This is a genomic window from Pseudonocardia terrae (assembly GCF_021343995.1).
Taxonomy (GTDB): Bacteria; Actinomycetota; Actinomycetes; order Mycobacteriales; family Pseudonocardiaceae; genus Pseudonocardia; species Pseudonocardia terrae.
This window is the reverse complement of the sequence record NZ_JAJTTE010000003.1, coordinates 139,921-166,186: the sequence shown is the minus strand read 5'-3', so window position 1 is coordinate 166,186 and position 26,266 is coordinate 139,921. Positions and strand designations below refer to the sequence as shown.

The 26,266-nt window shown below is 73.5% G+C and carries 24 protein-coding genes; 17 read left to right on the top strand and 7 right to left on the bottom strand.

Annotated features, from left to right (window positions below; genetic code table 11):
• The first annotated feature begins 37 nt into the window (after positions 1-37).
• Genes LWC33_RS03195 through LWC33_RS03175 form a run of 5 tightly spaced genes read left to right on the top strand, consistent with a single transcriptional unit; the run spans position 38 to position 4,951 of the window.
• On the top strand, positions 38-1,201 hold the full coding sequence (locus tag LWC33_RS03195) for a CaiB/BaiF CoA transferase family protein (RefSeq protein ID WP_233302672.1): 1,164 nt from the start codon (positions 38-40) through the stop codon (positions 1,199-1,201).
• Positions 1,194-2,003 carry a citryl-CoA lyase gene (locus LWC33_RS03190; RefSeq protein WP_233302671.1) on the top strand — a complete coding sequence of 270 codons (810 nt, stop codon included), beginning with the start codon at positions 1,194-1,196 and terminating at the stop codon, positions 2,001-2,003. Before LWC33_RS03195 ends, LWC33_RS03190 begins: the two co-directional genes overlap by 8 nt.
• Positions 2,004-2,038: 35 nt before the next feature.
• Entirely contained in the window at positions 2,039-2,899 is an 861-nt protein-coding gene (locus LWC33_RS03185; RefSeq protein ID WP_233302670.1) for a dioxygenase family protein, read from the top strand.
• Between the two features lie 34 nt (positions 2,900-2,933).
• Positions 2,934-3,896, top strand: coding sequence for a quinone oxidoreductase family protein (locus tag LWC33_RS03180; RefSeq protein ID WP_233302669.1), 963 nt, complete (start codon positions 2,934-2,936; stop codon positions 3,894-3,896).
• Entirely contained in the window at positions 3,893-4,951 is a 1,059-nt protein-coding gene (locus LWC33_RS03175) for a uroporphyrinogen decarboxylase family protein (RefSeq protein WP_233302668.1), read from the top strand. Before LWC33_RS03180 ends, LWC33_RS03175 begins: the two co-directional genes overlap by 4 nt.
• 40 nt (positions 4,952-4,991) lie before the next feature.
• Here LWC33_RS03175 and LWC33_RS03170 read toward each other — a convergent pair whose 3' ends face one another.
• Entirely contained in the window at positions 4,992-5,765 is a 774-nt protein-coding gene (locus LWC33_RS03170; RefSeq protein WP_233302667.1) for an LLM class F420-dependent oxidoreductase, read from the bottom strand.
• Between the two features lie 161 nt (positions 5,766-5,926).
• Between LWC33_RS03170 and LWC33_RS03165 the strand changes: the two genes are divergently transcribed.
• Positions 5,927-6,295, top strand: coding sequence for a VOC family protein (locus tag LWC33_RS03165; RefSeq protein WP_233302666.1), 369 nt, complete (start codon positions 5,927-5,929; stop codon positions 6,293-6,295).
• Between the two features lie 53 nt (positions 6,296-6,348).
• The gene (locus LWC33_RS03160) at positions 6,349-7,182 is read left to right on the top strand and encodes an SDR family oxidoreductase (protein ID WP_308190896.1); all 834 of its coding nucleotides are present in this window, start codon (positions 6,349-6,351) and stop codon (positions 7,180-7,182) included.
• A 49-nt stretch (positions 7,183-7,231) separates the two neighbouring features.
• Here the strand turns inward: LWC33_RS03160 and LWC33_RS03155 are convergent, their stop codons facing one another.
• A complete protein-coding gene (locus LWC33_RS03155; protein WP_233302665.1) occupies positions 7,232-8,407 on the bottom strand; it encodes a 4-hydroxybenzoate 3-monooxygenase in 1,176 nt (391 codons plus the stop codon).
• A 32-nt stretch (positions 8,408-8,439) separates the two neighbouring features.
• A complete protein-coding gene (locus tag LWC33_RS03150) occupies positions 8,440-9,237 on the bottom strand; it encodes an IclR family transcriptional regulator (RefSeq protein WP_233302664.1) in 798 nt (265 codons plus the stop codon).
• A 221-nt stretch (positions 9,238-9,458) separates the two neighbouring features.
• On the opposite strand from LWC33_RS03150, the gene LWC33_RS03145 reads away from it, so the two are divergent.
• Complete coding sequence (locus LWC33_RS03145; protein WP_233302663.1) at positions 9,459-10,118, top strand: hemerythrin domain-containing protein; 660 nt, start codon at positions 9,459-9,461, stop codon at positions 10,116-10,118.
• Between the two features lie 27 nt (positions 10,119-10,145).
• Here the strand turns inward: LWC33_RS03145 and LWC33_RS03140 are convergent, their stop codons facing one another.
• Complete coding sequence (locus LWC33_RS03140; RefSeq protein ID WP_233302662.1) at positions 10,146-13,403, bottom strand: ATP-binding protein; 3,258 nt, start codon at positions 13,401-13,403, stop codon at positions 10,146-10,148.
• Positions 13,404-13,502: 99 nt separating this feature from the next.
• Between LWC33_RS03140 and LWC33_RS03135 the strand changes: the two genes are divergently transcribed.
• The 7 genes from LWC33_RS03135 to LWC33_RS03105 all read left to right on the top strand — a co-directional run bounded on the left by LWC33_RS03135 (position 13,503) and on the right by LWC33_RS03105 (position 19,148).
• Positions 13,503-14,120, top strand: a complete 618-nt coding sequence (locus tag LWC33_RS03135; RefSeq protein ID WP_233302661.1) for a TetR/AcrR family transcriptional regulator — start codon at positions 13,503-13,505, stop codon at positions 14,118-14,120.
• 21 nt (positions 14,121-14,141) lie between these two features.
• Positions 14,142-14,954 (top strand): crotonase/enoyl-CoA hydratase family protein, encoded by an 813-nt coding sequence (locus tag LWC33_RS03130; RefSeq protein ID WP_233302660.1) that lies wholly within the window; start codon positions 14,142-14,144, stop codon positions 14,952-14,954.
• Between the two features lie 100 nt (positions 14,955-15,054).
• Positions 15,055-15,540: a carboxymuconolactone decarboxylase family protein gene (locus tag LWC33_RS03125; RefSeq protein ID WP_233302659.1), complete on the top strand. Its 486-nt coding sequence runs from the start codon at positions 15,055-15,057 to the stop codon at positions 15,538-15,540.
• Entirely contained in the window at positions 15,533-16,297 is a 765-nt protein-coding gene (locus LWC33_RS03120; RefSeq protein ID WP_233302658.1) for an SDR family NAD(P)-dependent oxidoreductase, read from the top strand. The genes LWC33_RS03125 and LWC33_RS03120 overlap by 8 nt, the downstream gene beginning before the upstream one ends.
• A gap of 33 nt (positions 16,298-16,330) precedes the next feature.
• The gene (locus LWC33_RS03115) at positions 16,331-16,762 is read left to right on the top strand and encodes a nuclear transport factor 2 family protein (RefSeq protein ID WP_233302657.1); all 432 of its coding nucleotides are present in this window, start codon (positions 16,331-16,333) and stop codon (positions 16,760-16,762) included.
• On the top strand, positions 16,759-17,592 hold the full coding sequence (locus LWC33_RS35750; RefSeq protein WP_233302656.1) for a MaoC/PaaZ C-terminal domain-containing protein: 834 nt from the start codon (positions 16,759-16,761) through the stop codon (positions 17,590-17,592). Before LWC33_RS03115 ends, LWC33_RS35750 begins: the two co-directional genes overlap by 4 nt.
• Entirely contained in the window at positions 17,589-19,148 is a 1,560-nt protein-coding gene (locus LWC33_RS03105; protein WP_233302655.1) for an AMP-binding protein, read from the top strand. The genes LWC33_RS35750 and LWC33_RS03105 overlap by 4 nt, the downstream gene beginning before the upstream one ends.
• Positions 19,149-19,187: 39 nt before the next feature.
• Here LWC33_RS03105 and boxB read toward each other — a convergent pair whose 3' ends face one another.
• Positions 19,188-20,597 carry a benzoyl-CoA 2,3-epoxidase subunit BoxB gene (gene boxB / locus LWC33_RS03100; RefSeq protein WP_233302654.1) on the bottom strand — a complete coding sequence of 470 codons (1,410 nt, stop codon included), beginning with the start codon at positions 20,595-20,597 and terminating at the stop codon, positions 19,188-19,190.
• Between the two features lie 4 nt (positions 20,598-20,601).
• Complete coding sequence (gene boxC / locus LWC33_RS03095; RefSeq protein ID WP_233302653.1) at positions 20,602-22,314, bottom strand: 2,3-epoxybenzoyl-CoA dihydrolase; 1,713 nt, start codon at positions 22,312-22,314, stop codon at positions 20,602-20,604.
• Positions 22,315-22,685: 371 nt separating this feature from the next.
• Between boxC and LWC33_RS03090 the strand changes: the two genes are divergently transcribed.
• Positions 22,686-24,056 carry an ammonium transporter gene (locus LWC33_RS03090; RefSeq protein ID WP_233302652.1) on the top strand — a complete coding sequence of 457 codons (1,371 nt, stop codon included), beginning with the start codon at positions 22,686-22,688 and terminating at the stop codon, positions 24,054-24,056.
• A 48-nt stretch (positions 24,057-24,104) separates the two neighbouring features.
• On the opposite strand, the gene LWC33_RS03085 is transcribed toward LWC33_RS03090, so the two are convergent.
• A complete protein-coding gene (locus LWC33_RS03085; protein ID WP_233302651.1) occupies positions 24,105-25,388 on the bottom strand; it encodes an MFS transporter in 1,284 nt (427 codons plus the stop codon).
• Between the two features lie 164 nt (positions 25,389-25,552).
• On the opposite strand from LWC33_RS03085, the gene LWC33_RS03080 reads away from it, so the two are divergent.
• Positions 25,553-26,041 (top strand): MarR family winged helix-turn-helix transcriptional regulator, encoded by a 489-nt coding sequence (locus LWC33_RS03080; RefSeq protein ID WP_233302650.1) that lies wholly within the window; start codon positions 25,553-25,555, stop codon positions 26,039-26,041.
• The last annotated feature ends 225 nt before the right edge of the window (positions 26,042-26,266 follow it).

The window sequence follows — 26,266 nt, the reverse complement described above, 5'->3', positions numbered from 1 at the left end:
GTCCGTGCAGCGGACAGGAGGGCAGGAGGCCATTCGGATGACCACGCCCGATCCCCCGGCGGGCGGCCCGCTCGCCGGGCTGCTGGTGGCCGACTTCTCCCGGATCCTCGCCGGGCCGTACGCCACGATGTTGTTGGCGGACATGGGCGCCGAGGTGGTGAAGGTCGAGGGCCCGGCGGGCGACGACACCCGGACCTGGACCCCGCCGGTGCGCGAGGGCGTGTCCACCTACTACCTCGGGGTCAACCGCGGGAAGCGGTCGATCGCCCTGGACCTGCGCGACGAGTCCGACCTCGCCGCCGCCCGCGAGCTCGCCCGGCGCGCCGACGTCGTGATCGAGAACCTCAAGCCGGGCGGGATGACCCGGTTCGGGCTGGACTACGCCGCCGTCCGCGAGGCCAACCCCGGCGTCGTCTACGCCTCGATCAGCGGGTTCGGGTCCGGCCCGGGCAAGGACGTGCCGGGCTACGACCTGATGGTGCAGGCCATGTCCGGGCTGATGAGCCTGACCGGCGACGCCGACGGGCCGCCGTACCGGGCCGGGATCTCCGTCTTCGACGTCATGGCCGGCAACCACGCCGCCATCGGCATCCTCGCCGCGCTGCGCCACCGGGACCGCACCGGCGAGGGCCAGTACGTCGAGGTCAACCTGCTGTCCTCGGCGCTGACGGGGCTGGTCAACCACAGCTCCGCGTGGGTCGCCAGCGGCACCGTGCCGTACCGGATGGGCAACGCCCACCCCAGCGTCTTCCCCTACGAGCCGCTGCCGACCGCCGACGACGACCTGATCGTCGCCGCCGCCAACGACTCCCAGTTCCGCAAGCTCTGCGGGGTCCTCGGCGTCCCCGAGGTCGCGGACGACCCGCGCTTCGCCCGCAACGCCGATCGCACCGCCAACCGGGAGGAGCTGCGGCCCATCCTGGTCGACCGGCTGCGGCAGAAGACCGCGGTGGAGTGGTTCGACCTGCTCACCGCGGCCGGCGTGCCGGCCGGGCCGATCCAGACCATCGACGGCGGCTTCGCGATGGCCGAGCGGTTCGGGCTCGACCCCGTCGTCCCCGTCGGGGAGGGTGATCGTGCGGTACCCACCACGCGGCACCCGATCCGGTTCTCCGCCACGCCCGCGGTCTACCGGCTCCCCCCGCCGGAGCTCGACGAGCACGGCGCCGAACTGAGGAAGTGGCTGAGCGAGGATGCCTGACCAGCACGAACCGGTCCGCGAGTACGCGACGGCGCTGGGCGCGGCGTCGCGCGAGAAGATCACCCTGCTCGGCCAGGACCTGGCCGACGACGTCATGGGCCAGGTCGGGTTCGGCGAGCTCGCCTTCTGGCTCGCCACCCAGCGCCGCCCGAGCAAGGGCGAGACCAGGGTGTTCGAGGCCGTGCTGGCCGCGCTGGCCGACCACGGCTTCACCCCGACCGCGATCGTCACCCGGCTGACCTACCTGTCCGCCCCGGACTCCGTGCAGGGCGCGCTGGCCGCGGGGCTGCTCGGCGGCGGATCGCGGTTCCTCGGCGTGACCGAGGACTGCGGCCGGTTCCTGCACGAGCGGCTGCCGGACCAGCTTCCGATGGACGCGGCCGGCTGGGACGAGATCGCCCTGCAGGTCGTTCGTGAGCAGCGCGAGGCGAAGAGGTTCGTGCCGGGGCTCGGCCACCACGTGCACAAGGACGGCGACCCGCGCACGCGCCGGCTCTACGCGATCGCTCGTGAGGAGGACCTGGTCGGGCCGCACCTGGAGCTGTTCGCCGCGATCGGCCGCGTCCACCCGCAGGTCCTCGGGCGGACCCTGCCGCTCAACGGTGCCGGCGTGTGCGGCGCGGCGCTGGCCGACCTGGGCCTGCCGCTGGAGCTGCTGCGCGGGTTCGCCCTGCTCGCCCGCACCGCCGGGCTCATCGGCCAGCTCGCCGAGGAGCTCCGGCACCCCGTGGGCAACGACATCTTCCTGTCCGTCGACCTCCACAACAAGCCGGTCGACCCGGACCCCTACCGACCGTCCTGACGGTGCGGGACCTCTGACGAACGCGGGAGGCAGCGATGAAGCTGGTCACCGAGGAGAACATCACCGACCTCGCGGTGGAGCGCTGGGGCACGGCGCACGACCCGCGCACCCGTGAGGTGCTCACCGCGCTGGTCCGGCACCTGCACGACTTCGCCCGCGAGGTCCGGCTGACCGAGGCCGAGTGGATGGCCGCGATGCAGTGGCTGACGGCGACGGGGCAGATCAGCGACGAGAAGCGCGAGGAGTTCATCCTGGCCTCGGACGTGCTGGGGCTGTCCATGCTGGTCGTGCAGATGAACAACCGGCTCGACCCCGCCGCGACCCCGGCCACGGTTCTCGGTCCGTTCCACATCGACGGCTCGCCCGAGCTGGACTTCGGCGGCGACATGTCCGACGGCCTGCCCGGCACCCCGCTCTACGTCAGCGGCACCGTCACGGCACTCGACGGCACGCCGGTCGGCGGCGCCGTCCTCGACGTCTGGCAGTCCGACGCCGACGGCGTCTACGAGGCCCAGCTGCCCGACGTCGACGAGGCCCGGCTGCGGGCGAAGTACACGACCCGCGCGGACGGCTCCTACTGCGTGCGCACCATCGCGCCCAAGGGCTACTCGATCCCGATGGACGGGCCCGTCGGCGACCTGATCAGCAGGACGGGGATCAGCCACTTCCGGCCGGCCCACGTGCACTTCCTGCTCGCCGTCGACGGGTACGCCCCGTTGATCACCCACCTGTTCCAGGAGGGTGCCGAGTTCCTGGACAGCGACGTCGTGTTCGGCACGAAACAGGAGCTGGTGGTGGCGTTCACCGAGCGCGAGCCCGGCCCGACGCCCGACGGCGGCAGGTCGGAGGTGCCCTGGCTCGAGGCCCGGTACGACTTCCGCCTGCAGCCCGCATGAGCGCAGCTCGCGGAGCGAAAATGGACACCGACCCGTGCGCGCCGCGCTGATCCCGGAGCCCGGCCGGCCGCCCGTGGTCGCGGACCGCGAGCCGCCGCAGCCCGGGCCCGGCCAGGTGCTCGTCGACGTCCTGGCCGCCCCGATCACCCCGCTGGACCTGCTGTGCGCCTCCGGGACCTCGTACTTCGGCGTGCCACGCACCCCGTACGTGCCGGGCGTGCAGGGCGTCGGGACGGTCGACGGACGCACGGTGTGGTTCCCGACCTCGGCCGGGATGGCCCCGGGCGACGGCAGCATGGCCGCGGTCGCGTGCGTGCCCGAGGCCGATCTCGTCCGCCTGCCCGCGCGCGTCGACCCCGTCCGGCTGGCCGCGCTCGGCCTGTCCGCGGTGGCCGCGCACCGGGCCCTGACCGGCACGGGCGGGCTGACGGAGGGCGAGACCGTGATCGTGCTGGGCGCGGGTGGCGTGGTGGGCCAGGCCGCGGTGCAGCTCGCCCGCCTGGCCGGGGCGGCGCGGGTCGTGGCCGCCGCCCGGTCGGCGGCGGCGCAGGAGCGGGCGCGCACCGCGGGGGCCGACGCCGTGGTCGCGCTGGACACCGACGACGTCGGCGAACTCGCCACGCGGCTCACCGAGGCCGCCGGCCGTCCCGCCGACCTGGTCCTCGACCCGCTCTACGGCGTGCCCGCCGCCGCGGCGGCCCGGGCGCTCGGCACCGGCGGACGGCTCGTCCACCTCGGTGGCTCCGCCGGCGAGACCAGCCCGCTCGACTCGTCGACGCTGCGCAGTCGGTCCCTGCGCGTGCTCGGCTACACCAACAACGCCCTGACCCGCGAGGAGCGCGCCGAGTCGGTCGCGTTCCTCGCCGGGCAGGACCAGCTGACCGTCGCCCACGAGACCGTCCCGCTCGCGGACGCCGGCCCGGCCTGGGAGCGCCAGGCCGCGGGCACCGCCGAGGGCCGGATCGTGCTCGTCGTCCGACACCCGCCCGAGTCGTGACATCCCTGGAGGAGCACGTGCCGAAGACGTTGCCGCTGCTGCCCACGTCCCTGGTCGGCAGCTACGCCCAGCCCGAGTGGCTGATCGACCGCGCCCGCCTGGCCGGCCGCTTCCCGCCCCGGGTCCGCGCCCGCGAGCTCTGGCGGATCCCGCCGGAGCACCTCGCCGAGGCCCAGGACGACGCGACCCGGGTCGCGATCCGGGAGCAGGAGGAGGCCGGGCTCGACATCGTCACCGACGGGGAGATCCGGCGGGAGAGCTACTCGAACCACTTCGCCACCGCACTCGAGGGCGTCGACGTCGACAACCCCGGCACGGCGCTGGACCGCAGCGGGCACCCCAATCCGGTGCCCCGGATCGTCGGGGCGATCTCCCGGCCGCGTCCCGTGCAGGTCGACGACCTGCGCTTCCTCAAGGCCCACACCGACCGCACGGTGAAGATGACCGTGCCCGGGCCCTTCACCATGTCCCAGCAGGCGCAGAACGACCACTACCCGGACCCCGAGTCCGCGGCGATGGGCTACGCCGCCGCCGTGAACGCCGAGATCAAGGACCTGTTCGCGGCCGGCGCCGACGTCGTCCAGATCGACGAGCCGTACCTGCAGGCCCGCCCCGACGCGGCCCGCTCCTACGGACTCGCCGCGCTGAACGCCGCGCTCGAGGGCGTGCCGGGCACCACCGTAGTGCACCTCTGCTTCGGCTACGCGGCGATCATCCACGAGCGCCCCGAGGGCTACTCGTTCCTGCCCGAGCTGGCCGGCTGCACCGCCGACCAGATCTCCATCGAGACCGCGCAGTCCGGGCTGGACCTCGGGGTGCTCGCGGACCTGAAGGACAAGACCATCCTCCTCGGCGTGATCGACCTGTCGGACCACGCCGTGGAGTCCGTCGAGACGGTCGCGGGGCGGGTGCGGCGCGCCTTCGACCGCCTCCCGCCGGAGCAGATCGTCATCGCCACCGACTGCGGGATGAAGTACCTGCCGCGCGACTCGGCCGCCGGGAAGATGCGGGCGATGGCGGGCGCCGCCGCCCTGCTCCGCGACGAGCTCGCGTGACCGCGACCCGGTCTCGGCTCAGTCCCGGCTCAGTCCCGGCTCAGTCCCGTGAGTCGCGCCAGGCGATCCACTCCTTGAGCAGCGAGAGGTCGTAGTCCGGCCCGCCCACGCCCACGGTGAACAGCGAGACCCCGGCGTCGAGGAGCTCCTGCGCGGTCTCCTCGGGCGGGGCCTGCACGCCGCAGGACCGGGTGATCTCGGCCGGGTCCCGGCCGAGATCACGGCAGTGCCCGTCGAGCACGGAGCACTTGTGCCGCACGGTCCCGGCGTCGCCGAAGCCGTGCCAGATCGTGGCGTGCTCGGCGGTGTGGCGCAGGGTCTTCTTCTCCCCGCCGCCGCCGATGAGGATCGGGATGTCGCGGGTCGGGGCCGGGTTCAGCTTCGACCAGCGGTCGCGAATGCGAGGCAGGGCGGCGCCGAGGTCGTCGAGCCGGCGGCCCGCGGTCGTGAAGTCGTAGCCGTACTCGTCGTAGTCCTTCTCGAACCAGCCGGAGCCGATCCCGAGGATGAGCCGGCCGTGCGAGATGTGGTCGACCGTGCGGGCCATGTCGGCCAGGAGCTCGGGGTTGCGGTACGAGTTGCACGTGACCAGCGCGCCGATCTCGACGCGGCTCGTGGTCTCGGCCCAGGCGCCGAGCATGGTCCAGCACTCGAAGTGCTTGCCGTCGGGGTCGCCGTAGAGCGGGAAGAAGTGGTCCCAGTTGAAGACGACGTCGGCGCCCGCCTCCTCGGCGGCGAGCAGGGTGTCGCGGATGCGGCCGTAGTCGGCGTGCTGGGGCTGCAGCTGCAGCCCGATGCGGACGGGAGCGCTCATGCCGCCATCGTGCTCCCGATCTTGCGGACGGACATCCCGGGGCGGGTGAATTCTCCGGGCCGGTAGGTCCGGGGCCGAGGAGCCCTCCCGGCCGACGACGGCCGATGAGTTCCGCGGCACGGCCGGGTCCACCGTTCGACGACCCGAGGAGGAGGGACACCATGATCAGCGACATCCACACCGTGGCGCTCACCGTCCGCGACCAGGAGAAGGCGCTGGAGTTCTACGTCGGGGCGCTCGGCCTCGAGAAGCGGCTCGACGCCCCGTTCGGCGAGGGCCGCTGGCTCGAGGTCGCCCCGCCCGGCGCGGCGACCTCCATCGCGCTGGTCGCCGGCGAGCCCGCGCCCACCGGGCTGGGCACGGCGATCCGGCTGGCCAGCCCCGATGCCGACGCAGCGCATGCCGAGCTGCGGGAGCGCGGCGTCGACGTCGACCCGGAGGTGCTGCGGATGGGCGAGTACGCCCCGCCCATGTTCACGCTGCGCGACCCGGACGGGAACGTGCTCGTCGTGGTGGAGGTCACCCGGTAGCGGTCAGATCTGACTGTTACTGTCCGGGCGTCCCCAGCGCAGAGGAGGAGCCCGTGACCGAGCAGGACGCCCTGGCCGGCCGCACGATCCTGATGTCCGGCGGCAGCCGTGGCATCGGGCTGGCCATCGCCGTCGCCGCCGGCCGGCGCGGCGCCAACGTCGTCATCCTGGCCAAGACCGACCAGCCCGACCCGCGACTGCCCGGCACGGTGCACACCGCCGTCGCCGAGATCGAGCAGGCCGGCGGGCAGGCCCTCGCCGTGGTCGGCGACGTCCGCAAGGAGGAGGACGTCGAGCGCGCCGCAACGCAGGCCGTCGAGCGGTTCGGCGGGATCGACATCGTGGTCAACAACGCCTCGGCGCTGAACCTCACCGGCACCGAGGAACTCAGCGTCAAGCGCTACGACCTGATGCAGCAGATCAACTCGCGCGGCACGTTCCTGCTGTTCAAGGCGGCCCTGCCGCACCTGCGCAAGTCCGACCGGGCGCGGGTGCTCACGCTGTCCCCGCCGGTCACGATGGCGCCGCACTGGCTCGGGAAGTTCCCGGCCTACGCGCTGTCCAAGTTCGGCATGACGATCCTGACGCTGGGCTGGGCGGCCGAGTTCGCCGAGGCCGGCGTCGCCGCGAACTGCCTGTGGCCGGAGACCGCGATCAAGACCGCCGCGGTGCAGAACCTGCTCGGCGGCACCGACACCGTCGACCGCTCGCGCGACCCGGAGATCATGGCCGACGCCGCCGTCGCCGTGCTGTCCCTGCCGCCGGGGCGCAGCGGCGAGACGTTCATCGACGTGCAGATCCTGCGCGAGGCCGGGGTCACCGACTTCTCCCGCTACGGCGGGGGCGACGACCCCGAGCTCGACTTCTTCATCGACGAACTGAGCTGACCGTGTGCGGTCAGTGGCGCCCCGGCGCCACTGACCGAGTACAGCCGCGTCAGAAGCCGATCGGCAGGCCCGCGTAGTTCTCGGCGAGGCCGGTCTTGCCGGCCTCGCTGCTCGCCACCCAGCGCAGCTGCGAGAGCTGCAGCTGGGCGTCGAACGGGTCGCCGGACTGGTGCAGCATCGTCGTCATCCACCAGGAGAAGTGGGTGCAGCGCCAGACCCGGCGCAGGGCGGTGTCGGAGTACGCGTCGGCGAGCGACGGGTCCTTGTCGCGCAGCAGCGCGGCCAGGGCCGGGGCGAGCAGGGCGACGTCGGCCACCGCGAGGTTGAGCCCCTTCGCGCCGGTGGGCGGCACGATGTGGGCGGCGTCGCCGGCGAGGAAGAGGCGGCCGTGCCGCATGGGCTGCTGCACGAAGCTGCGCATCGGAAGCACGGACTTCTCGGTGACGGGCCCGGGGTTCAGCGTCCAGCCGTCCTGGCCGTGGCCGAGCCGGGTGGCCAGCGCGTCCCAGATCCGGTCGTCGGACCACTCGCCGATGTCGGTGCCGTTCGGGACCTGCAGGTAGAGCCGCGAGACGGTCTCCGACCGCATGGAGTGCAGCGCGAAGCCGTCCGGGTGCCAGGCGTAGATCAGCTCGTCGGTCGAGGGTGCGACGTCGGCGAGGATGCCCAGCCAGGAGTACGGGTAGACACGCTCCCAGGCCTGCCGGACGGCGTCGGGCACGGCGGCGCGGCAGGGCCCGAACGAGCCGTCGCAGCCCACGACCACGTCGGCGTCGAGGCGCTCGGCCGTGCCGTCCGGGCCGGTGAAGGTGACGTACGGCTGCTCGGTCTCCAGGTCGTGGACCGCGGTGTCGGTGACCTCGTAGCGGATCTCCTGGCCCGCGGCCGCGCGCGCCTTCCCGAGGTCCTTGGTCACCTCGGTCTGCCCGTAGACGGTGACGCTGCGGCCGACGAGGTCCACGAAGTCGAGGTGGTGGCGCTCGCCGGGCCACTGCAGGTGGATGCCGCGGTGCTCGTCGCCCTCGCGGGCCAGCCGCTCCCCCAGCCCCACCTCGTGCAGCAGCTGCACCGTCGAGTGCTCGAGGATCCCCGCGCGGATCCGGGCCTCGACGTACTCGCGGGAGCGGGTCTCGACGATCACGGACTCGACGCCCGCGCGGTCGAGCAGGTGGGACAGCAGGAGCCCGGCGGGGCCGGCGCCGACGATGGCGACCTGGGTGCGCATGCGAGGAGTGTGGCCGTCCGACCGCCGGTCGCCTAGCGCGAGCTCTCACTCAGTGGAAGACCGCCCGGGGAGGACGGCTCGGCGGGGAGCGAGCGTCCGATGCCGGCCGCGGCCACCTGTAGGGCCGCGATCAGCCGCGCGCGGCCGCGCCGCAGGTCGGGCACGACGAGCCCGAGCGCGGCCACGACCTGCCCGTCCGGCCCGTGCCGGACCGGCACCGCCACGGAGCACGCGCCGGGGCTCATCTCCTCGACGGTCTGCGCGAACCCCTCGCGGTGCACCCGGCGCAGCTGCTCGCGCAGCCGGCCGGGCTGGGTGATCGTGTACGGCGTGACGCGCGCGAGGTCGGCGAGCACGGCCCGCTGCACGTCGTCCGGGGCGTGCGCGAGCAGGACCTTGCCGACACCGGTGGTGTGCAGCGGGAGGCGCCCGCCGACCCGGCTGACCACGGGCACCGTCGCGCGGCCGGACAGCCGGTCGAGGTAGAGGACCTCGGCGCCCGCGCGCTCGGCGAGGTGCACCGTGGCGTGCGTGGCGGCGTAGAGGTCGTGCAGGAACGGCGCCGCGACCTGCCGCAGCTCCACCTGTACGGGGGCGAGCAGCCCCAGGTCCCACACGAGCCGTCCCACGACGTACCGGTCGGCGCGGCGCTCCAGCCCGCCCAGCCCGACGAGCTCCCCCGCCAGCCGGTGCGCGGTGGCGAGCGGCAGCCCGGCCCGCTCGGCCAGCGCGGTCAGCGACAACGCGCGGTGCTCGGCGTCGAACGCCGCGAGCAGCGCGAACACCCGCGAGGCCACGCTGGCCCCGGGGGTCGAGAGGTTGCCCGCCACGCCCCGATCCTCCCACTGAGCGGAACCCACCTCCGCGAGTCGCGCCCTGGGCCCCCGCGAGTCGCGCCCTCCGCTCCCGCGAGTCGCGCCCTGGGCTCCCGCGAGTCGCGCCCTGGGCACCCGCGAGTCGCGACCGGCAACAAGTCATCCGACAAGTCGACGACAGGTCCGGCTTAAGCGGGCCGGCGCAGGGTGGCGACATCCCCCGAGAAGGAGAAGCGATGACCGCCCCCGCCACCACCCCCGACCTGCTGGGCATGCGCCTGGCGCACCGCATCATGCGCGGCGACCTGCACCGGCTGACCGCGACCGCGGAGCGCCTGGCCGCCGGCGAGCCCTGCGACGCCCGCCGCGCCAAGGCCCTCACCCGCTGGATCACCACGCTGGCCGACGAGATCCACCATCACCACACCGTCGAGGACGAGCTGACCTGGCCGCTGATCGAGCGCAGCGCCGGCACCGCCGTCGATCTCACCGTGCTGTCCGAGGACCACCGCGCCCTCGACCCGCTGCTCGACCGGCTGCGCCGCGCCGCCGCCGGCTTCCTCGACGCCCCGATCTACCCGGAGCGCGCCGCCGTCCTGGCCGATGCCCTCGCCCGGGTGCGCGACGAGCTCGACGAGCACATCGAGAGCGAGGAGGCCGAGCTCTTCCCGGTGATCGAGCGGTACGTCGCCGCCGCGGACTGGCAGGAGATGGAGAAGGCCATCCGCAAGGGCGGCCCGCCGATGGGCTTCGTGCTGCCCCGGATCGCCGAGGTCACCACCCCGGACGAGCTCGCCGCGATCAAGGCGGAGGCCGGCCCGCCGTTGGTGCTCCTGCTCGCGCTGCTCCGCCCCCGGCACGCCCGCCGGGTCCGCCTCGTCTTCGGGACTCCGTGAACCGACCCCGGTGGGCCGCACGGACGGTCAGCGCTCGAGCTCGGTGAGGGCCGCGGCCGCCCGCTCCTCCCAGTGCGGCGAGCCGAGCAGGCGCGCGATCGCGCGGGCGTGCGCGAAGTGGGCCCGCCGCTCGGCCACCGGCCGGCCCAGCACCCCGCCGAGCTCCCCGAGGTGCTGCGCGACCGGGCCGAGCGTGACCGTGCCGCTGGCGAGGCCGGCCAGCTGGTCGGCCCACGGCTCCAGCTCGGACAGGCAGGCCGCCGCAGCCGCCCGGTTGCCCAGCGCGACGGCGACCTCGGCGCGCAGCCCCATGAACAGCAGCCAGTAGTAGGTCCGCGGCGGGTGCAGGTCGGGCCGCCAGACCGCGCGGGCCTCGTCGATCCGCCCGGCCGCGATCAACGCACGGGCGGTCGGGTCGGTGACGCTGTCGGGGATCCGCGCCTGCAGCGCCGCGAAGGCCGGGGCCAGCTCCGCGAGCCTGCCCTGCGCGTGCCGAACGCCGAAGAGCCCGAACAGCGCCAGGTTGTCGGCGTTGATCGCACCGACGCTCTCCATCGCGGCCTGCACCGCCGCGTACCCCTGCTCGGCGCTCGCGAAGTCCCCGGCGACGACGGCACGCAGCGCGGCGAAGATCGCCGCCCAGGCGAGCGTCACCCCGAGCTGCCCGCCCGACGCTGCGGCGATCGCGGCGTCCGCGTGCGACTGCGCGGCGTCGAGGTCGAAGCGCTCGCAGGCGAGCATGAAGAGCAGGTGGTGGCCCTCGGAGCGGTAGCCCGCCAGCCCGGCCCGCTCGGCCGTCTCCAGCAGCTCGCGCCCCACCCCCTCCAGCTCGTGCCGGAGGTCGGGGCCGAGCGCGGCGAAGGAGCGGGCGTTGAGCACCCGGCAGCGCAGCAACGGGTCGCCGAGGCCGGCCGACAGCGCCACGGCCTCGGCCGTCAGCTCCCGGACCCGGTCGTCGTCGTGGGTCTCCAGCTCGAACGTCAGCGCGACGAGCAGCCGGCATCGGGTCGCCGGGTCCACGTGCGGGTCGGCAAGGGCCCCGTCGAGCAGGCCGACGAGGTCTGCGTCGACGGCGATGTCCTGCCGGATCGTCCATGAGACCGGCGCGTCGTAGCTGGTCAGCGCCGCGACGAGGAATGCGGTGCCACGCGCCCGGTCGACCGCGGCGCGGCGGGCGCGCACGGCGGCCGCGACCTGGCCTGCGTGCGCCAGCGCGGAGACGTGCCCGCAGCGCAGCGCGATCTCGTGGTCGACCTCGACGCCCGCCGGGCCGGCCAGGGCGATCGCCGCGGCCCAGAGCCTGGCGGCGTCGCGGTGCGCCCCGAAGCCCGCGGCCTCGTGCGCCGCGGCCTCGACGTGTCGCAGGGCGGTCGCCGGCGGCACCGCCGGGCCCGCCTCGAGCGCGTGCCGGGCGAGGGCCGCGGGATCGGCGGGGCCCGCCTCGACGGCGGCCAGCGCGGCGGCGTGCAGCCGGGTCCGCCGCAGGCGGGGCAGGTCGGCGTCGAGCGTGTCCCGCACGAGGGCGTGCGCGAACCGGACCCGGCCGGGTGCCGGCTCGGTCAGCAGGCCCGCGAGCACGCCCAGCTCGAGGGCGTCGAGCACCCCGTCCTCGGATCCGCCCGACCCGGCGGCCAACCGGACCAGGGTGTCGATGTCGACCTCGCGCCCGAGCACCGAGGCCTGGCCCAGCACGGTGCGGGCGGGCGCGGGGAGGCGTGCGACCCGGCGGCGCAGGACGTCCCGGACCCCGGCGGGGATCGTGTCGGCCGCGGCCGCGGCGCCCTCCACCGCGATCAGGCGGGCGGTCTCGCGGACGAAGAGCGGGTTGCCGTCCGTGCGCGCGGTGACCAGGGCGACCGTGTGCTCGTCGGGATCGGCGACGCCCTGGCCGGTCAGCAGCGCGCGTACCTCCGGCCCGGTCAGCCCGGTCAGGGTGATGCGGTCGGCGACCGGCCCGGCGAGGGCCGCCAGGGTGGCCGCGAGGTCCGGACCGACCTCGGCCGGCCGCAGGGTCGCGACGACGAGCACGGGCGCCGCGCCGAGCCCGCCGACGACGGCGCGGAGCAGCTGCAACGTCTCGTCCTCGGCCCGGTGCAGGTCGTCGAGCACGAGCAGCACGGGACCGCCCGCCGCGACCCCGCCCACCAGCTCGACGACCGCCCGGGACAGCCAGAACGTCTCGCCGACCTCCTCGCGGCCGGGCCCGGCCGCCCGCAGCGGGGCCAGGCGGGCGGCGAGGTCCTCCGACACCGGGACGGCCCGCGCCAGCTCCTCGACCAGCTCCGTCCAGGCCCAGCCCGGCGGGGCGCCGTCGACCTCGGGGCACCGCCCGAGCGCGGTCGTCCAGCCGGGCAGGCCCGCCCGGAACGCCTCGACCAGGGCGGACTTGCCGCCGCCCGCGTCGGCCTCGACGAGCACGACGGCGACGCCGGAGCGGGCCCGCTCGGCCGCGGACCGCAGCCGGTGCAGCTCGGCGGTGCGACCCACGATGGCCGGCCCGGGCTCCGCCGCGACCGGGCGCAGCGCCGGCCGGACGTGCTCGGCCTGGGTGAGGACGTCCCGCTCCAACGCCCGCAGCTCCGGGCCCGGGTCGACGCCCAGCTCCTCGGCCAGCCGGGTCCGCGCCCGGGCGAGCACCGCGAGCGCGTCCGCCTGACGGCCGGTGCGGTAGAGGGCGAGCGCGAGCAGCCGGACCGCGTTCTCGCGCAGCGGGTGGTCGCGCAGCAGGACCTCCAGATCGGGCACGACGTCGGCGGCCCGGCCGCGCGCCAGCCGCGCCTCGGCGAGCCGTTCGGTCGCGACGAGCCGCAGCTCGCCCAGGCGGGCGGCCTCCGGGGCGGCCCACCGCTCGTCGGCGAACTCGGCGAAGGCGGGCCCGGACCAGGAGCGCAACGCCTCGACCAGCAGCTCCTCCGCGCGGTCCGGCGGGGCGAGGGCGGCCGCGTCGAGCAGCGCGCCGACGCGGCGGGAGTCCAGGCTGTCGGCCGGCAGCCGCAGTGCGTACCCCGGCGCCTCGCTGACCAGCACCGACGCGGGAGTGCGCGGCCGCCGGCCCGGTTCGAGCACGCGCCGCAGGTGCGAGACATGGACCTGCAGGGCGCCCAGCGCCCGCGGCGGGGGCTCGCCGCGCCACAGGTCGTCGACCAGCAGGTCGGTGGAGACCACCTCGCCGCCCGCCACGGCCAGCCGGGCCAGCACGGCGCGCTGCCGGGGGCCGCCCAGGTCCACGGGCACGCCGGCGACCTCGGCCCGCACCGGGCCGAGCACCGCGACCCGGACCACCACGGCGCACAGTCAACCCGATCTTCGCCGATCCGCCCAGATCGGGCAGCAAAACAGTCCGTGGTGCCGGGATCCGCGGGCCGGGCCGACTACCCTCGGGGCATGGCCGCACCCACCCCGCGTCGCACCCAGGGCGAGCGGCGGGCCAGCAGCCACGCGCTGATCCTCGACGCCGCCGTGCGCAGCCTGGTGGAGGACGGCTACTCCGGCGCCACCACCGTGACCATCCAGGAGCGCGCCGGGGTCTCCCGCGGCCGGCTGCTGCACCACTTCCCGTCCCGCTCGGCCCTGCTCGTCGCCGCCGCGCAGCACCTCGCCGTCGAGCGGATCACCGACATGGAGAGCTGGCCGCACGCCACGGAGAGCGGCGCCGAACGCATCGACCGGGCGGTGGAGCTGCTCTGGAGCACCTTCCGCCAGCCCTACTTCTGGGCCGCGATGGAGCTGTGGACGGCCGCGCGCACGGACGAGACCCTGCGCGCCGAGCTGCTGCCGGAGGAGCGCCGGCTGGGCCTGGCGATCCAGCACGTGGTGGCCGCCCTGTTCGGGCCGGTCCACTCGACCCACCCGGCGTTCGACGACGTGCGGGAGCTGCTCTTCACCAGCATGCGCGGCGTGGCGCTGACCTACGCGATCGACCCGCGCGACCCCACCACGGACCCGCACCTGGAGCTGTGGAAGCGGACCGCGCGCCGGATGCTCACCGACGGTCGGTCCTGACCGGTACCGCGAGAGGACACCATGGAGCTCGAGACGATCGCCGTCGAGGCGAAGGACGGCGTCGCACACCTGCGGCTCGACCGGCCCGCCCAGGCCAACGCGCTGAACAGGGCGATGTGGTCGGAGCTGCGTGCAGCCGTCGACGCCCTCGACGCCGACCCGACCGTCCGCGTGGTGGTGCTCGCGGGCAGCGGGAAACACTTCTGCGCCGGTATCGACCTGGAGATGCTCGGCAGCCTCCGGGCCGGGGCGGGGGCGGACTGCGCGGGCCGGGCGGCGGAGGCCCTGCGCCGCACGATCCTGGACCTGCAGGACGTGATCACCAGCGTCGAGCGGTGCCGCGTGCCGGTGATCGCGGCCGTGCACGGCGCGTGCGTCGGTGCCGGCATGGACCTGGCCTCGGCCTGCGACATGCGCTACAGCACCGAGGACGCGCGGTTCGTGATCAAGGAGATCGACATGGCCGTCGTGGCCGACGTCGGCGTCCTGCAGCGGCTGCCCCGGATCGTCGGCGAGGGCGTGACCCGGGAGCTCGCCTACACCGGCCGGACGGTCAGCGGCGGCGAGGCGCTCACCCTGCGGCTGGTCAACGGCGTGTATCCCGACGCCGAGGCCCTCGCGGCGGGGGTCGCGGAGCTGGCCGCGTCGCTCGCCGCCAAGCCGCCCCTCGCGCTGCGCGGCACCAAGCACGCGATCACCTACGCCCGGGACCACACGGTGGCCGACGCGCTGGACCAGGTCGCCACCTGGAACGCGGGCATGCTGGTCTCGGCCGACCTCGACGAGGCCCTGGCCGCGGCCATGGAGCGCCGCCCCGCCGTCTACCGCGACTGAGGTTCCGCGCCTTCGGCCGAACGAGTGATCGCGGTTGAGCACCTAACGACCGTTTGGCAGTGTGGTTCTCCAGGAGTCGCCTCACGGAGGAGGTCGCGACATGCCGCGGATCACGCCGCTGCCGGTCGACGAGTCCGGCAACGCGGTCACCAACAGCGTCCTCGCCAGGACGATGGGCCGGCGCCCCGAGATCCTGAAGGCCTTCGCCCGGCTCGACGCCGCGACCCGGTTCCACGGTCTGCTGCCGCCGTCGCTGAAGGAGGCCCTGCGCCGGGCGACGGCGGGCGAGGTGGGCTGTGCGTACTGCGCGTCGCTGGACACCGGCGAGGCCCCGGCCGCGGCGGACCGGCGGGAGTCGCTCGCCGTGGCCTTCGCGCAGCTCATCGCCCAGGACCCCGCGGGCATCACGGACGCCCAGTTCGACGTCCTGCGCGAGGAGTTCACCGAGGACGAGATCGTCGAGCTGGTGGCGTTCGTCTGCCTGGTCGGCGTGGCCGGCCAGATGTTCGGCGCGGTGATGGGTCTGGAGGCGGCCGATCCCGACGAGGCCGCCGCGTACCAGGCGGTCATCTCCGGCCGTGGGTGAGCGCCTGCGCGGGCGCGCGATCGTCGTCACCGGGGCCGGTTCCGGGATCGGGCGCGTCGCCGCGGAGGCCTTCGCCGCCGAGGGGGCGGACCTGGTCCTGGCCGACGTCGAGGGCGTCGAGACCGTCGCGAAGGAGACCGGCGGGATCGGCGTCACCGCGGACGTGACGGACGAGGAGCAGGTTGCGCGGATGGCGGCGGCCGCGCTGGAGGCGTTCGGCCGGATCGACGGCCTCTACGCCAACGCCGGGATCGACGGCGCCGGGCGCGCCCACGAGCTCAGCCACGCCACCTGGTCCCGGGTCCTGGACGTGAACCTCACCGGCACCTGGCTGTCGATCCGCGCGGTGCTCCCGGCCATGCTCGCCGCGGGCGGCGGATCGATCGTCACGCAGGCCAGCTCGGCGGCGCTCGCCGGTGTGCCCGACCTGGCCGCCTACAGCGCCGCCAAGGGCGGGGTGACCGCCCTGACCAGGCAGATCGCCGTCGACTACGGGCGGGAGGGGATCCGCGCCAACGCACTGTGCCCCGGCACGGTGTGGACCCCGCTGGTCGAGCGGACCTATGCCGAGCGCGGCGGCGACGCCACCTTCGGCTCGATGGACGCGATGCGCGAGCGGGCGGCCCGCGGCTACCCGCTCGGCCGCCTGGGCACGCCGGCCGAGATCGCCGCCTTCGCGCTCTTCCTGCTCTCCGACGAGTCGTCCTGGATCAGCGGCGGCGTGTTCGCCGCGGACGGCGGCTACACCGCGCGCTGACGCACAGCCCGCCGAGACACCGGAGGAGTTCCCGTGGCCGACCCGCTCCGCCCCCTGTACACCTACCTCGACCGTGTCGACGCCGGCGACATCGACGCCATCGGTGACCTGTTCACCGAGGACGGCGTCTACGACATCCTCCACACCGAGCACCGGGGCCCCGCCGAGATCGTCCGGTACCTGCGCTCCGCGCTGTCCGCCTGGGAGCGCACCAGCCACCACGGCAGCAACCCGCTGGTCGACGTCGACGGGGACACCGCGCGGGTCTCGGCGAGCCTGTACGCCTACCACGCCCGCGGGGAGACCGTCTGGCACTTCTGGGGCCGCTACACCCAGCGGCTCGTCCGGCGGGACGACGGCTGGGCGATCGCGCACATGGCCCTGATCGGCATCGCGTCCGATCCGCCGGGCGATCCCGCGCAGTTCACCGGCCACCCCGACCGCCGCCCGGTGGAGGCGCCGTGACCCCGCCGGCTCCCGAGGAGATCCTCGCGCTGACGATACCCGACGGGGCCTACGAGATCACCGAGGAGCGGCACGCCGGCCTGCTCCGGCACGTCCACGCCCCGGAGTTGTTCACGACGAAGGACGGCGGTCCGGCGCACCCGATCTTCGCCCATCTGTCGACCAACCGCGGGATGGGCTGGGACTTCCCCGAGCTGCTCGAGCAGGTGGGTGCCTCGCCCGCGGACGGGGTGGTGTTCGGCGGCGGCACGTTCACCTTCTCCGAGCTGCTCACCATCGGCGAGCGCTACACCATCCGGGCGCGGATGCAGGACGTGCAGCGCAAGCAGGGACGGCGGATCGGCACGTTCGACGCCATCACCCTCGCCCTGCAGGTCGTGGCCCCGGACGGCGCGGTGCCGGTGCGGACCACCGAGACCTACATCGTGCCCCGGCGCTCCCTCGGCGCCCCCTCTCCCACGCCCACCACGCCCACGGATCCGCCACCCCCGGGCCGGTTCCGGATGCCCGTCGGCCCGATCACCCGCGAGGACATCGTCGGGATCATGGCGGTGATGCAGGACACCAACCCCGTCCACGTCGACGCCGAGCTGGCCCGGGCCGCCGGCTACCGCGGCCCCGTCCATCAGGGCCCGGCCAACCTGGCCTTCGTGTTCAACGCGCTCGCGACCGACCGCGGCACGCTCGCCGACCTCCGCCACGCCGCCTTCACCTTCCGCGACACGGTGACCGAGGGCGACCGGCTCGAGGTGCACCTCGACCAGAACCGCGGGCGGCTGGAGATCCTCGGCGTCGGCACGGCCCTGACCTGCGAGGTGAACTTCGGGTGAACCCCCTCGACGAGTCCACGGTCCTGCCGAACCTGCTGCGCGAGCGCGCCCGCGAGCGCCCCGACGCGGTCTTCCTGCGCGACCTCGACCGCGGCGCCGTGCTGACCTACGCCCAGTTCGACGCCGAGGTCACCGCCTGGGCGTCCCGGCTGGCCGGCCTCGGGGTCCGCCCCGGCGAGGCCGTGGTCACCGTGCTGCCCAGCTGTCCCGACGCGATCGCGCTCTGGATCGCCGCCTCGCGGATCGGCGCCGTCGAGGTCCCGCTCAACGCCGCCTACCAGGGCACCCTGCTCGCCCACATGATCGGCAACGCGGCCGCGTCCGTGGTCGTGACCTGCGCCGAGCACCTCGGCGGGGTGCTCGCCGTACGGGACTCGCTGCCCGAGCTGCGCACCGTCGTGCTGGTCGACGCCCCGGGCCGGGCGGGCCCGCTGCCGATCGTCGGGCGCGACGAGCTCACAGGGCCCGAGGTGCCCGACCGCACGGTCGCTCCCTGGGACCTGGGCTGCATCCTCTACACCTCCGGCACCACCGGGCCGTCCAAGGGCGTGATGGTGCCCTGGGCGCAGGTGCTGCAGACCGTCACCGGCTGCTTCCCGCCCGACGGGTTCACCGACGCCGACCACTGGTACGTCCCGTACCCGCTGTTCCACATGAGCGGGCTGCTGTGCGTGGCCGGGGCCGCGCTGCACGGCGCCGAGGCGGTGATCCGGTCGCGGTTCAGCCTGTCCCGCTTCTGGTCCGACGTCGACACCCACGGCTGCACCACCGCGCTGCTCATCGGCACCGTGCCCCAGCTGCTGCAGTCCCGCCCGCCGGACCCCGCAGACGCCGGCCACGCCCTGCGCAACGTGCAGATCGCCCCGATGCCCGCCAACGCCGAGGAGTTCGGCGCCCGCTTCGGCGTGCGGATCTCGACGGTGTTCAACATGACCGAGATCAGCTGCCCGATCCACACCGGCTGGTCCTCCGCCCCGGCCGGAGCCGTCGGGAAGCAGCGCCCCGGCTACCAGGTCCGCATCGTCGACGAGCACGACCGCGAGGTGCCCACCGGCACCGTCGGCGAGATCGTGGTGCGCGCGGACCTGCCGTGGGTGCTCAACGTCGGGTACTGGCGGATGCCGGACAAGACCGCCCAGGCCTGGGTCAACGGCTGGTTCCACACCGGCGACGCCGGCGTCGTCGACGAGCACGGCTGGTTCTTCTTCGTCGACCGGAAGAAGGACGCCATCCGCTGCCGGGGCGAGAACATCTCCTCGATGGAGCTGGAGGCCGAGATCGGCGAATGCCCCGGCGTCCGCGAGGTCGCGGTGATCGGAGTGCCCGCCGAGCTGGGCGAGGAGGACGTCGTCGCGTGCGTGGTCGCCGAGGGTCACCTCGCTCCGGCCGCCCTGCACGCCTACTGCCGCGACCGGCTGCCCGCGTTCATGGTGCCGCGCTTCGTCCTCCTGCTCGACGCCCTGCCCAAGACGCCGACCGAGAAGGTCCGCAAGCCCGTGCTGCGGGAGGCGTGGGAGAAGGCCGAGGGGGTGTGGGACGCCCGCGTCCCCCTGTGAGGGGCGACGACCGCCGCGGCGGCCGTCGCCCCCACCGGATCAGAAGTGGACGTACTCGTACTCGAAGGGCTGGCCGTTGATGCCGTTGGTCGGCGGGGCGATCCAGCCGGCGATCTTGCCGGGCTCGTAGACCGGGCGCATCAGGTTCTGCACGTGCGCCTTGTCGCCGGCGCTGGGCAGCCAGGAGTCCTCCTTGGCCTTCCACGCGTCCTCGCCGACCACCTCGCCCGAGGGCGTGACGTTGTGCTCGGAGAACAGCCCGACCTGCCGGTTGAAACCGACGTGCGGCAGGTACAGCGACTCGTCGAAGCCGTTCTTGGCCAGGATGCGGTTCCAGCGCTTGAGGCCGGACTGGCAGTCCTTGACGTACTCGTTGCGCAGGTCGAGGTTGAGCGCCAGCAGCGCCGACACCTCGTCGGTGCTCATCCGCCCGTCCTTGACCGTGTCGATGGTGAAGGCGTCCTCGGTGAGCCGGTGGTCGTCCTTGCGGCGCTCCTCCTGCCAGCGGCCCTTGAGCCCGGCGGTGAAGTAGTTGGCCGCGTTCGTGGACTGCTCGGAGCCGAACAGGTCCAGCGACACCGAGTAGTGGAAGTTGATGTACTTCTGGATCACGTCGAGCGGGATGCCGCCGTGCGGGGCGATGTCGGCGGTGTCGTGCTCGTGCATCAGCTCGCAGGTCCGCGTGACCACCCGGTCGATCCCGGTGGTGCCCACGAACATGTGGTGCGCCTCCTCCTTCAACATGAACTCGCACGTGCGCGAGAGCGGGTCGAATGCGGACTCCTTCAGCGTGCCGAGCTGGTACTTCCCGTCCCGGTCGGTGAAGTAGGTGAACATGTAGAAGGACAGCCAGTCCGGCGTCTCCTCGTTGAACGCCCCGAGGATCCGCGGGGAGTCCAGGTCACCGGAGTTGCGCTGCAGCAGCGCCTCGGCCTCCTCGCGGCCGTTGCGGCCGAAGTAGGCGTGCAGCAGGTACACCATCGCCCAGAGGTGGCGGCCCTCCTCCACGTTGACCTGGAACAGGTTGCGCAGGTCGTACAGCGAGGGCGCGGTCTCCCCCAGCCGGCGCTGCTGCTCCACCGAGGCCGGCTCGGTGTCGCCCTGGATCACGATCAGCCGCTGCAGGTCGGACCGGTACTCACCGGGCACCTGCTGCCAGACCGGCTCGCCCTTCTGCTCGCCGAAGGCGATCCGCCGGTCGTCGCCGCGCTCGGCGAGGAACACGCCCCACCGGTACTCCTCCATGGCGACGTGCCCGAACTGAGCCCAGCCCTCCTTGCCGACGTCGACCGCCGTGCGCAGGTAGACGTCCTGCGTCGGGACCGCCGGGCCCATCGTCTTCCACCAGTTGAGGAAGTTGGGCTGCCAGGACTCCAGCGCCCGCTGGAGCTTCCGGTCGCCCGCGAGGTCGACGTTGTTGGGGATCTTCTCGCTGTAGTCGATCGACATTGACTCAGACCCGCTTCCTGTCGAACTCCGCCTTGCGTCCCGTGCCGTACCGGCGCAACGCCCCCTCCGGACCGGAGGCGTTGGGCCGCACGAAGATCCAGTTCTGCCAGGCGGTCAGCCGCCCGAAGATCCGCGTCTCCATCGTCTCCGGGCCGACGAACCGGTGGTTGGCCTCCATGCCGGTCAGCGCGTCCGGGGACAGCGACGCCCGCTCCTCCAGCATGATCCGGATCTCGTCCTCCCAGTCGATGTCGTCCGGGGCGTCGGTGACCAGGCCCAGCTCGAGGGCCTCGCGGGCCTCGATCCGCCGGTCGGTCTCCTGCCGCAGCTTGGCGACGTGGTCCGCGTCCCCCCAGAACCTGCTGGCGAGCCGGGAGAGGCCGTTGCCCATCGGGAAGGTCCCGAAGTTGCTGGCGGACAACATGATCTGGGCCTCGTCGCCCTGCCCTGGACCGTTCGGGTCGTCCTCGTCCAGCGTGCCGTCGAGCATGTACTGCCGGTCGCAGGCCAGCGCCAGCTCCAGCAGCGCGCCGGCGAAGCAGGACCCGGGCTCGATCAGCGCGATCAACGACCGGGAGGTCACGTCGAGCCGCTTGAGCACCCGCTTGAAGTAGTGCCGGATCTCGTTGACCAGCCAGTCGTCGCGCGAGTGCTCCGCGATGAGCCGCTCGAAGGCCAGCGCGTCCTCGACCTCACCCCGCGTCCGGATCACCCAGGTGCCCAGCTCGAGCTCGTTGGCGCGCAGCCGCAGGATCAGGTCGTCGAGCTCCCGGGTCATGGCCAGCGGCCAGAACGCCTCGCCCAGCTCGTGCACCCGCTCCAGGGACTCCGGCACCCCGCCGTCCGGGCCGGACACGGTGATCTCCACCAGGCCCAGGTTGCGGTCGAACTCGGCCTTGACGTGCCGGTACGTGATCCCGTCCGCCGTCACCGCCGGCTCCAGCGGCGGCAGCGCGACGCCCTGGGCGTCGGTGGGCCGCGACGACCTGGCCGCGGCCTCCTTCGCCCGCTCGGCGACCGTCTCGGCCCAGACCCGCTTCGGGATCGTCTCGTCGACGAGCTTCCACTCCACGGCCTGCTTGCCGCGGATCCCCTCGGCGCGGGTGGCGAACACGTCCGCCCGGTCCTTGCGCACCTTGCGCTTGTCCGTGACCCGGGTCAGCCCGCCGGTGCCGGGCAGCACGCCCAGCAGCGGGACCTCCGGCAGCGACACCGCCGAGGAGTTGTCGTCGATCAGCAGGATCTGCTCGCAGGCCAGGGCGACCTCGTAGCCACCGCCGGCCGCGGTGCCGTTGACCGCCGCGATCCAGGTCTGACCCGAGTTCTCTCCTGCGTCCTCGATCCCGTTGCGCGTCTCGTTGGTGAACTTGCAGAAGTTCACCTTCCACGGGTGGCTCGACTGCGCGAGCATCCGGATGTTCGCGCCCGCACAGAAGTTCTTGTCCTTCGCGCTGGTCACCACCACCGCGCGCACGCCGGGGTGCTCGAAGCGCAGCCGCTGCGTGGCGTCGTAGAGCTCGATGTCCACGCCCAGGTCGTACGAGTTCATCTTCAGCTCGTAGCCCGGCACGATGCCCGCCGTCTCGTCGACGTCGAGGGTCAGCGTGGCGACCTCGCCGTCGACGTCGAGGGTCCAGTGCCGGTACTGCTCCGGGGACGTGGCGAAGGAGACCTCGGGAACCTGTTCCTCGCCGGCCGGATCGGACGGGTCGCTCATTCCGGGGCCTCCTGTCGTCGCTGCCAGGTCGGGAAGGGATACCTCGTGCGGTGGCACCCAACACTCTACAACGCTGAGGCTGAGCGTCAACGATCTGTGGAACGTTCGGCCGACCGGCACCCCGGTGCGACGGGGACGTGACGGGCGGCACCGCAGGGACACGGCGCGGGAGAGATCGACTATTCTCGGAAACCAGCGCACCTGCGTTCGCACTGTTCTTCCGCTACGTCCCCGATGCCGGGGCGTGAATCGTCCCCGAAATTCTTTTCGCGAGGCCCGTTCACCGCCCGGAAACCGTGGTGACGCCCCGTCGGAAACAGATCCCGCGAAGCATTTCCGCTCCGGCCGGTCGACGAGGAGCGGAGGCAGGAGTGGTCAACACCGGGGACACCGCCTGGGTGCTCGCGAGCGCGGCACTCGTCATGCTCATGACGCCGGGCCTGGCCTTCTTCTACGGCGGCATGGTGCGCAGCAAGAACGTGCTCAACATGCTGATGATGAACGTCGTCTGCCTCGCCGTGGTCGGCGTGCTGTGGGCACTGTTCGGCTACAGCTGGGCGTTCGGGAACGACGAGTTCGGCGGTCTCGTCGGCGACGGCGAGTTCGCGGGCCTGGCGAACACCATCGGGCACGTCGTCGGCGTCGCCTCGGCCACGACGCCGTGGCCCGGCTCCGACGCCCTGCCCGCACTCGCGTTCGTGATGTTCCAGCTGATGTTCGCGGTCATCACGCCCGCCCTGATCTCCGGTGCCGTCGCGGACCGCACGAAGTTCTGGTCGTGGACGCTCTTCGTCGCCGGCTGGGCCACCCTCTGCTACTTCCCCGTGGCGCACTGGGTGTTCGCGTTCGACGGGTTCACCGGCCCGGACAACGTCGGCGGCTGGATCGCCAACACCCTCAAGGCCGAGGACTTCGCCGGCGGCACCGCGGTCCACATCAACGCCGGTGCCGCCGGGCTGGCACTCGCGATCGTGCTCGGCCGGCGCAAGGGCTGGCCGCGCGAACGGATGCGCCCGCACAGCCTGCCGTTCGTGCTGCTCGGCGCGAGCCTGCTGTGGTTCGGCTGGTACGGCTTCAACGCGGGCTCCGCGCTCGGCGCGAGCGACCTCGCCGGTGTCGCGTTCACCAACACCACCCTCGCGACCTGCACCGCGCTGCTCGGGTGGCTGCTCGTCGAGCAGATCCGGGACGGCACACCGACGACCCTCGGCGCCGCGTCCGGCGCCGTCGCCGGCCTGGTCGCCATCACCCCGGCCTGCGGGTACGTCGCGCCGATGGGGGCGCTGGCGATCGGGCTGGTCGCGGGCGCGCTGTGCGCCCTGGCCGTCGGCCTGAAGTTCCGGTTCGGTGTCGACGACTCGCTCGACGTCGTCGGCGTCCACCTGGTCGGCGGCCTGGTCGGCACCCTGCTGATCGGCTTCTTCGGGGACAACGACGTCAACCCGGCCGCCCTGGGCACCAACGGCCTGTTCTACGGCGGCGGATTCCTCCAGCTCGGCCGGCAGGCCCTCGCGGCGGGCTCGGTGCTGCTCTACTCGTTCGTCGTCGCGACGGTCCTCGGGCTGGTCATCAAGGCCACCATCGGCTTCCGGGTCGACGCGGAGGCCGAGGCGGCCGGCGTCGACGAGGCCGAGCACGCCGAGACCGGCTACGACTACTCCGCCCTCGTCGGCGGGCGGGGTCCGACCGGCGTGCGGGCCACGGCCGCCGACACCGTGCCCCGGGTCGAACGGTCCTCGTGAGGCCGGCTCCGCACACCCGCCCCGGTCCGGGACAGTGCGCGCCCGGGCTCAGCGGGCGGTGGCCTCCGTGCGGGAGGTGCCCAGTCGGCCACCGAACTCGATGCCCTTGGCCTCCTTGCCGAGCAGCGTCAGGAGGGAGACCGCGACGAGGACCGGCACGATCGTCCAGAGCAGCGCGAACGGATAGCCGTGCGAGGCCGCGAGGGACTGCTGGATGGGCAGGTTGAAGGCCGCGAGGCAGTTGCCGAGCTGGTAGGTGACGCCGGGGTAGAACCCGCGGATGGTGTCCGGCGACATCTCCGTGAGGTGTGCCGGGATCACGCCCCAGGCACCCTGCACCACGACCTGCATGAGGAAGGCACCGAGCGCGAGCCAGCCGGCCGTCGGCGCCAGCGCGAAGAGCGGGGCGATCGGCAGGCCGAGGACCGCGCAGAAGACGATCGTGTACCGGCGGCCGAAGCGCTCGGACAGCGATCCGAAGACCACCCCGCCGATGGTGGCGCCGACCGTGTAGAGCACGGCGATCCACGTGGCCGTGGTCTCCGACAGCGCGGCACCGCCATTGTCGTGGGCCTTGAGGAAGGTCGGGTAGAGATCCTGCGTGCCGTGGCTCATCCAGTTGAAGGCGGTCATCAGCAGGATCAGGTAGACGAAGCGGCGCAGCACCGCGGGATTGAGGAACACGTCGCGCAGCGACGACTGCGTGACCCGCATCCGCTCCCGGGTCTCCTCCCAGACCTCGGACTCCTTGACCCGGGTGCGGATCAGCAGGCTGAGCAGGGCCGGGAGCACCGACAGCGCGAAGAGCCAGCGCCAGCCCAGGTTCCACCACGACAGCACGACGAGCGAGGCCAGCGACGCGAGCAGGTAGCCCAGCGAGTAGCCCTGCTGGAGCACGCCCGAGAAGAAGCCGCGCCGGTTCGCGGGGATCTTCTCCATGGCCAGGGCCGCGCCGAGCCCCCACTCACCGCCCATCCCGATGCCGTAGAGCAGGCGCAGGACCAGCAGCACGGTGAAGTTCGGCGAGAACGCGCACAGGAACCCGACGACCGAGTAGAAGCTGACGTCGACCAGCAGCGGGATGCGCCGGCCGTGCCGGTCCGCCCAGAGCCCGAAGATGATCGCGCCGACCGGCCGCATGATCAGCGTCGCCGTCGTCAGGAACGCCATCGTCGTCAGCGAGACGTGGAACTCCTTCGCGATGTCCGCGTAGACGAGGACCACGATGAAGTAGTCGAACGCGTCCATCGTCCAGCCCAGCAGGGCGGCGACGAAGGAATTGCGCTGGTCCGCCGTGAGCGGAGTGTGTGGCGATCCCGACCGACCGAACATGCCGTCCCTTTCCACCGCGCCCCCGGGCCCGGCGCGGACGCTACGCGCGGGAAAACGGTGCCGCCGGGCCGGAATCCCCTTTCTCCGCATTCGGCCTCGATTCCCGGAACGGCCGGAAGAGCCGGTTCGGGGCGGTCGACGGTCCTCGCACGGCACGTGGTCGAATGGGGGCCGTGGGTGACGAGCGCGCACAGGCCGGCCCGGAACAGCTCCCGGCTCCGGAGGCCCTCCTCGCCGCCCCCGGGTACGTCGCCCGGCGGCTGCACCACGCCTACACCGCCGCCTGGCAGCGCTACGTGGACCCGCTGCTGACGGGTCCGCAGTTCGCGGTCCTGACCGCGGTCGACGCCTATCCCGGCGTCGAGCAGGGCTCCCTGGCCCGCGCCGTCGCGCTCGACCGGTCCACGATGGCCAGCATCGTGCGCCGGCTGGAGGACCGCGGGCTGATCACCCGGGTCACCCCGGCCGAGGACGGGCGCAAGCGGCTGCTGCACCTCACCGAGGCGGGCTCGACCACTCTGGCGCAGGCCTACGAGAAGGCCCGCGCGCTCGACACGCTGCTCATGCGCGGCATCGGGCGCGACGACGAGACCGCCCTCCTCGCCCGGCTCAACGGCATCGCCCAGCACTGGGAGTCCCTGGTCGACGACTGACCACGGCCCGACCCGGGCGGGTCCTCCCCCACGAGCCGGGGTCTGGGCTCCGGCGAGTCGGGGCCTGAGCTCCCGCGAGTCGGGGCCTGAGCTCCCGCGAGTCGGGGTCTGGGCTCCCGCGAGTCGGGGTCTGGGCTCCCCCGAGTCGGGGGCTGAGCTTCCGCGAGTCGCGAGATCCGGCAGCGAGCCCAGTGGCGCAGGTCACGGGCAGGTCGGGGCGCCGGA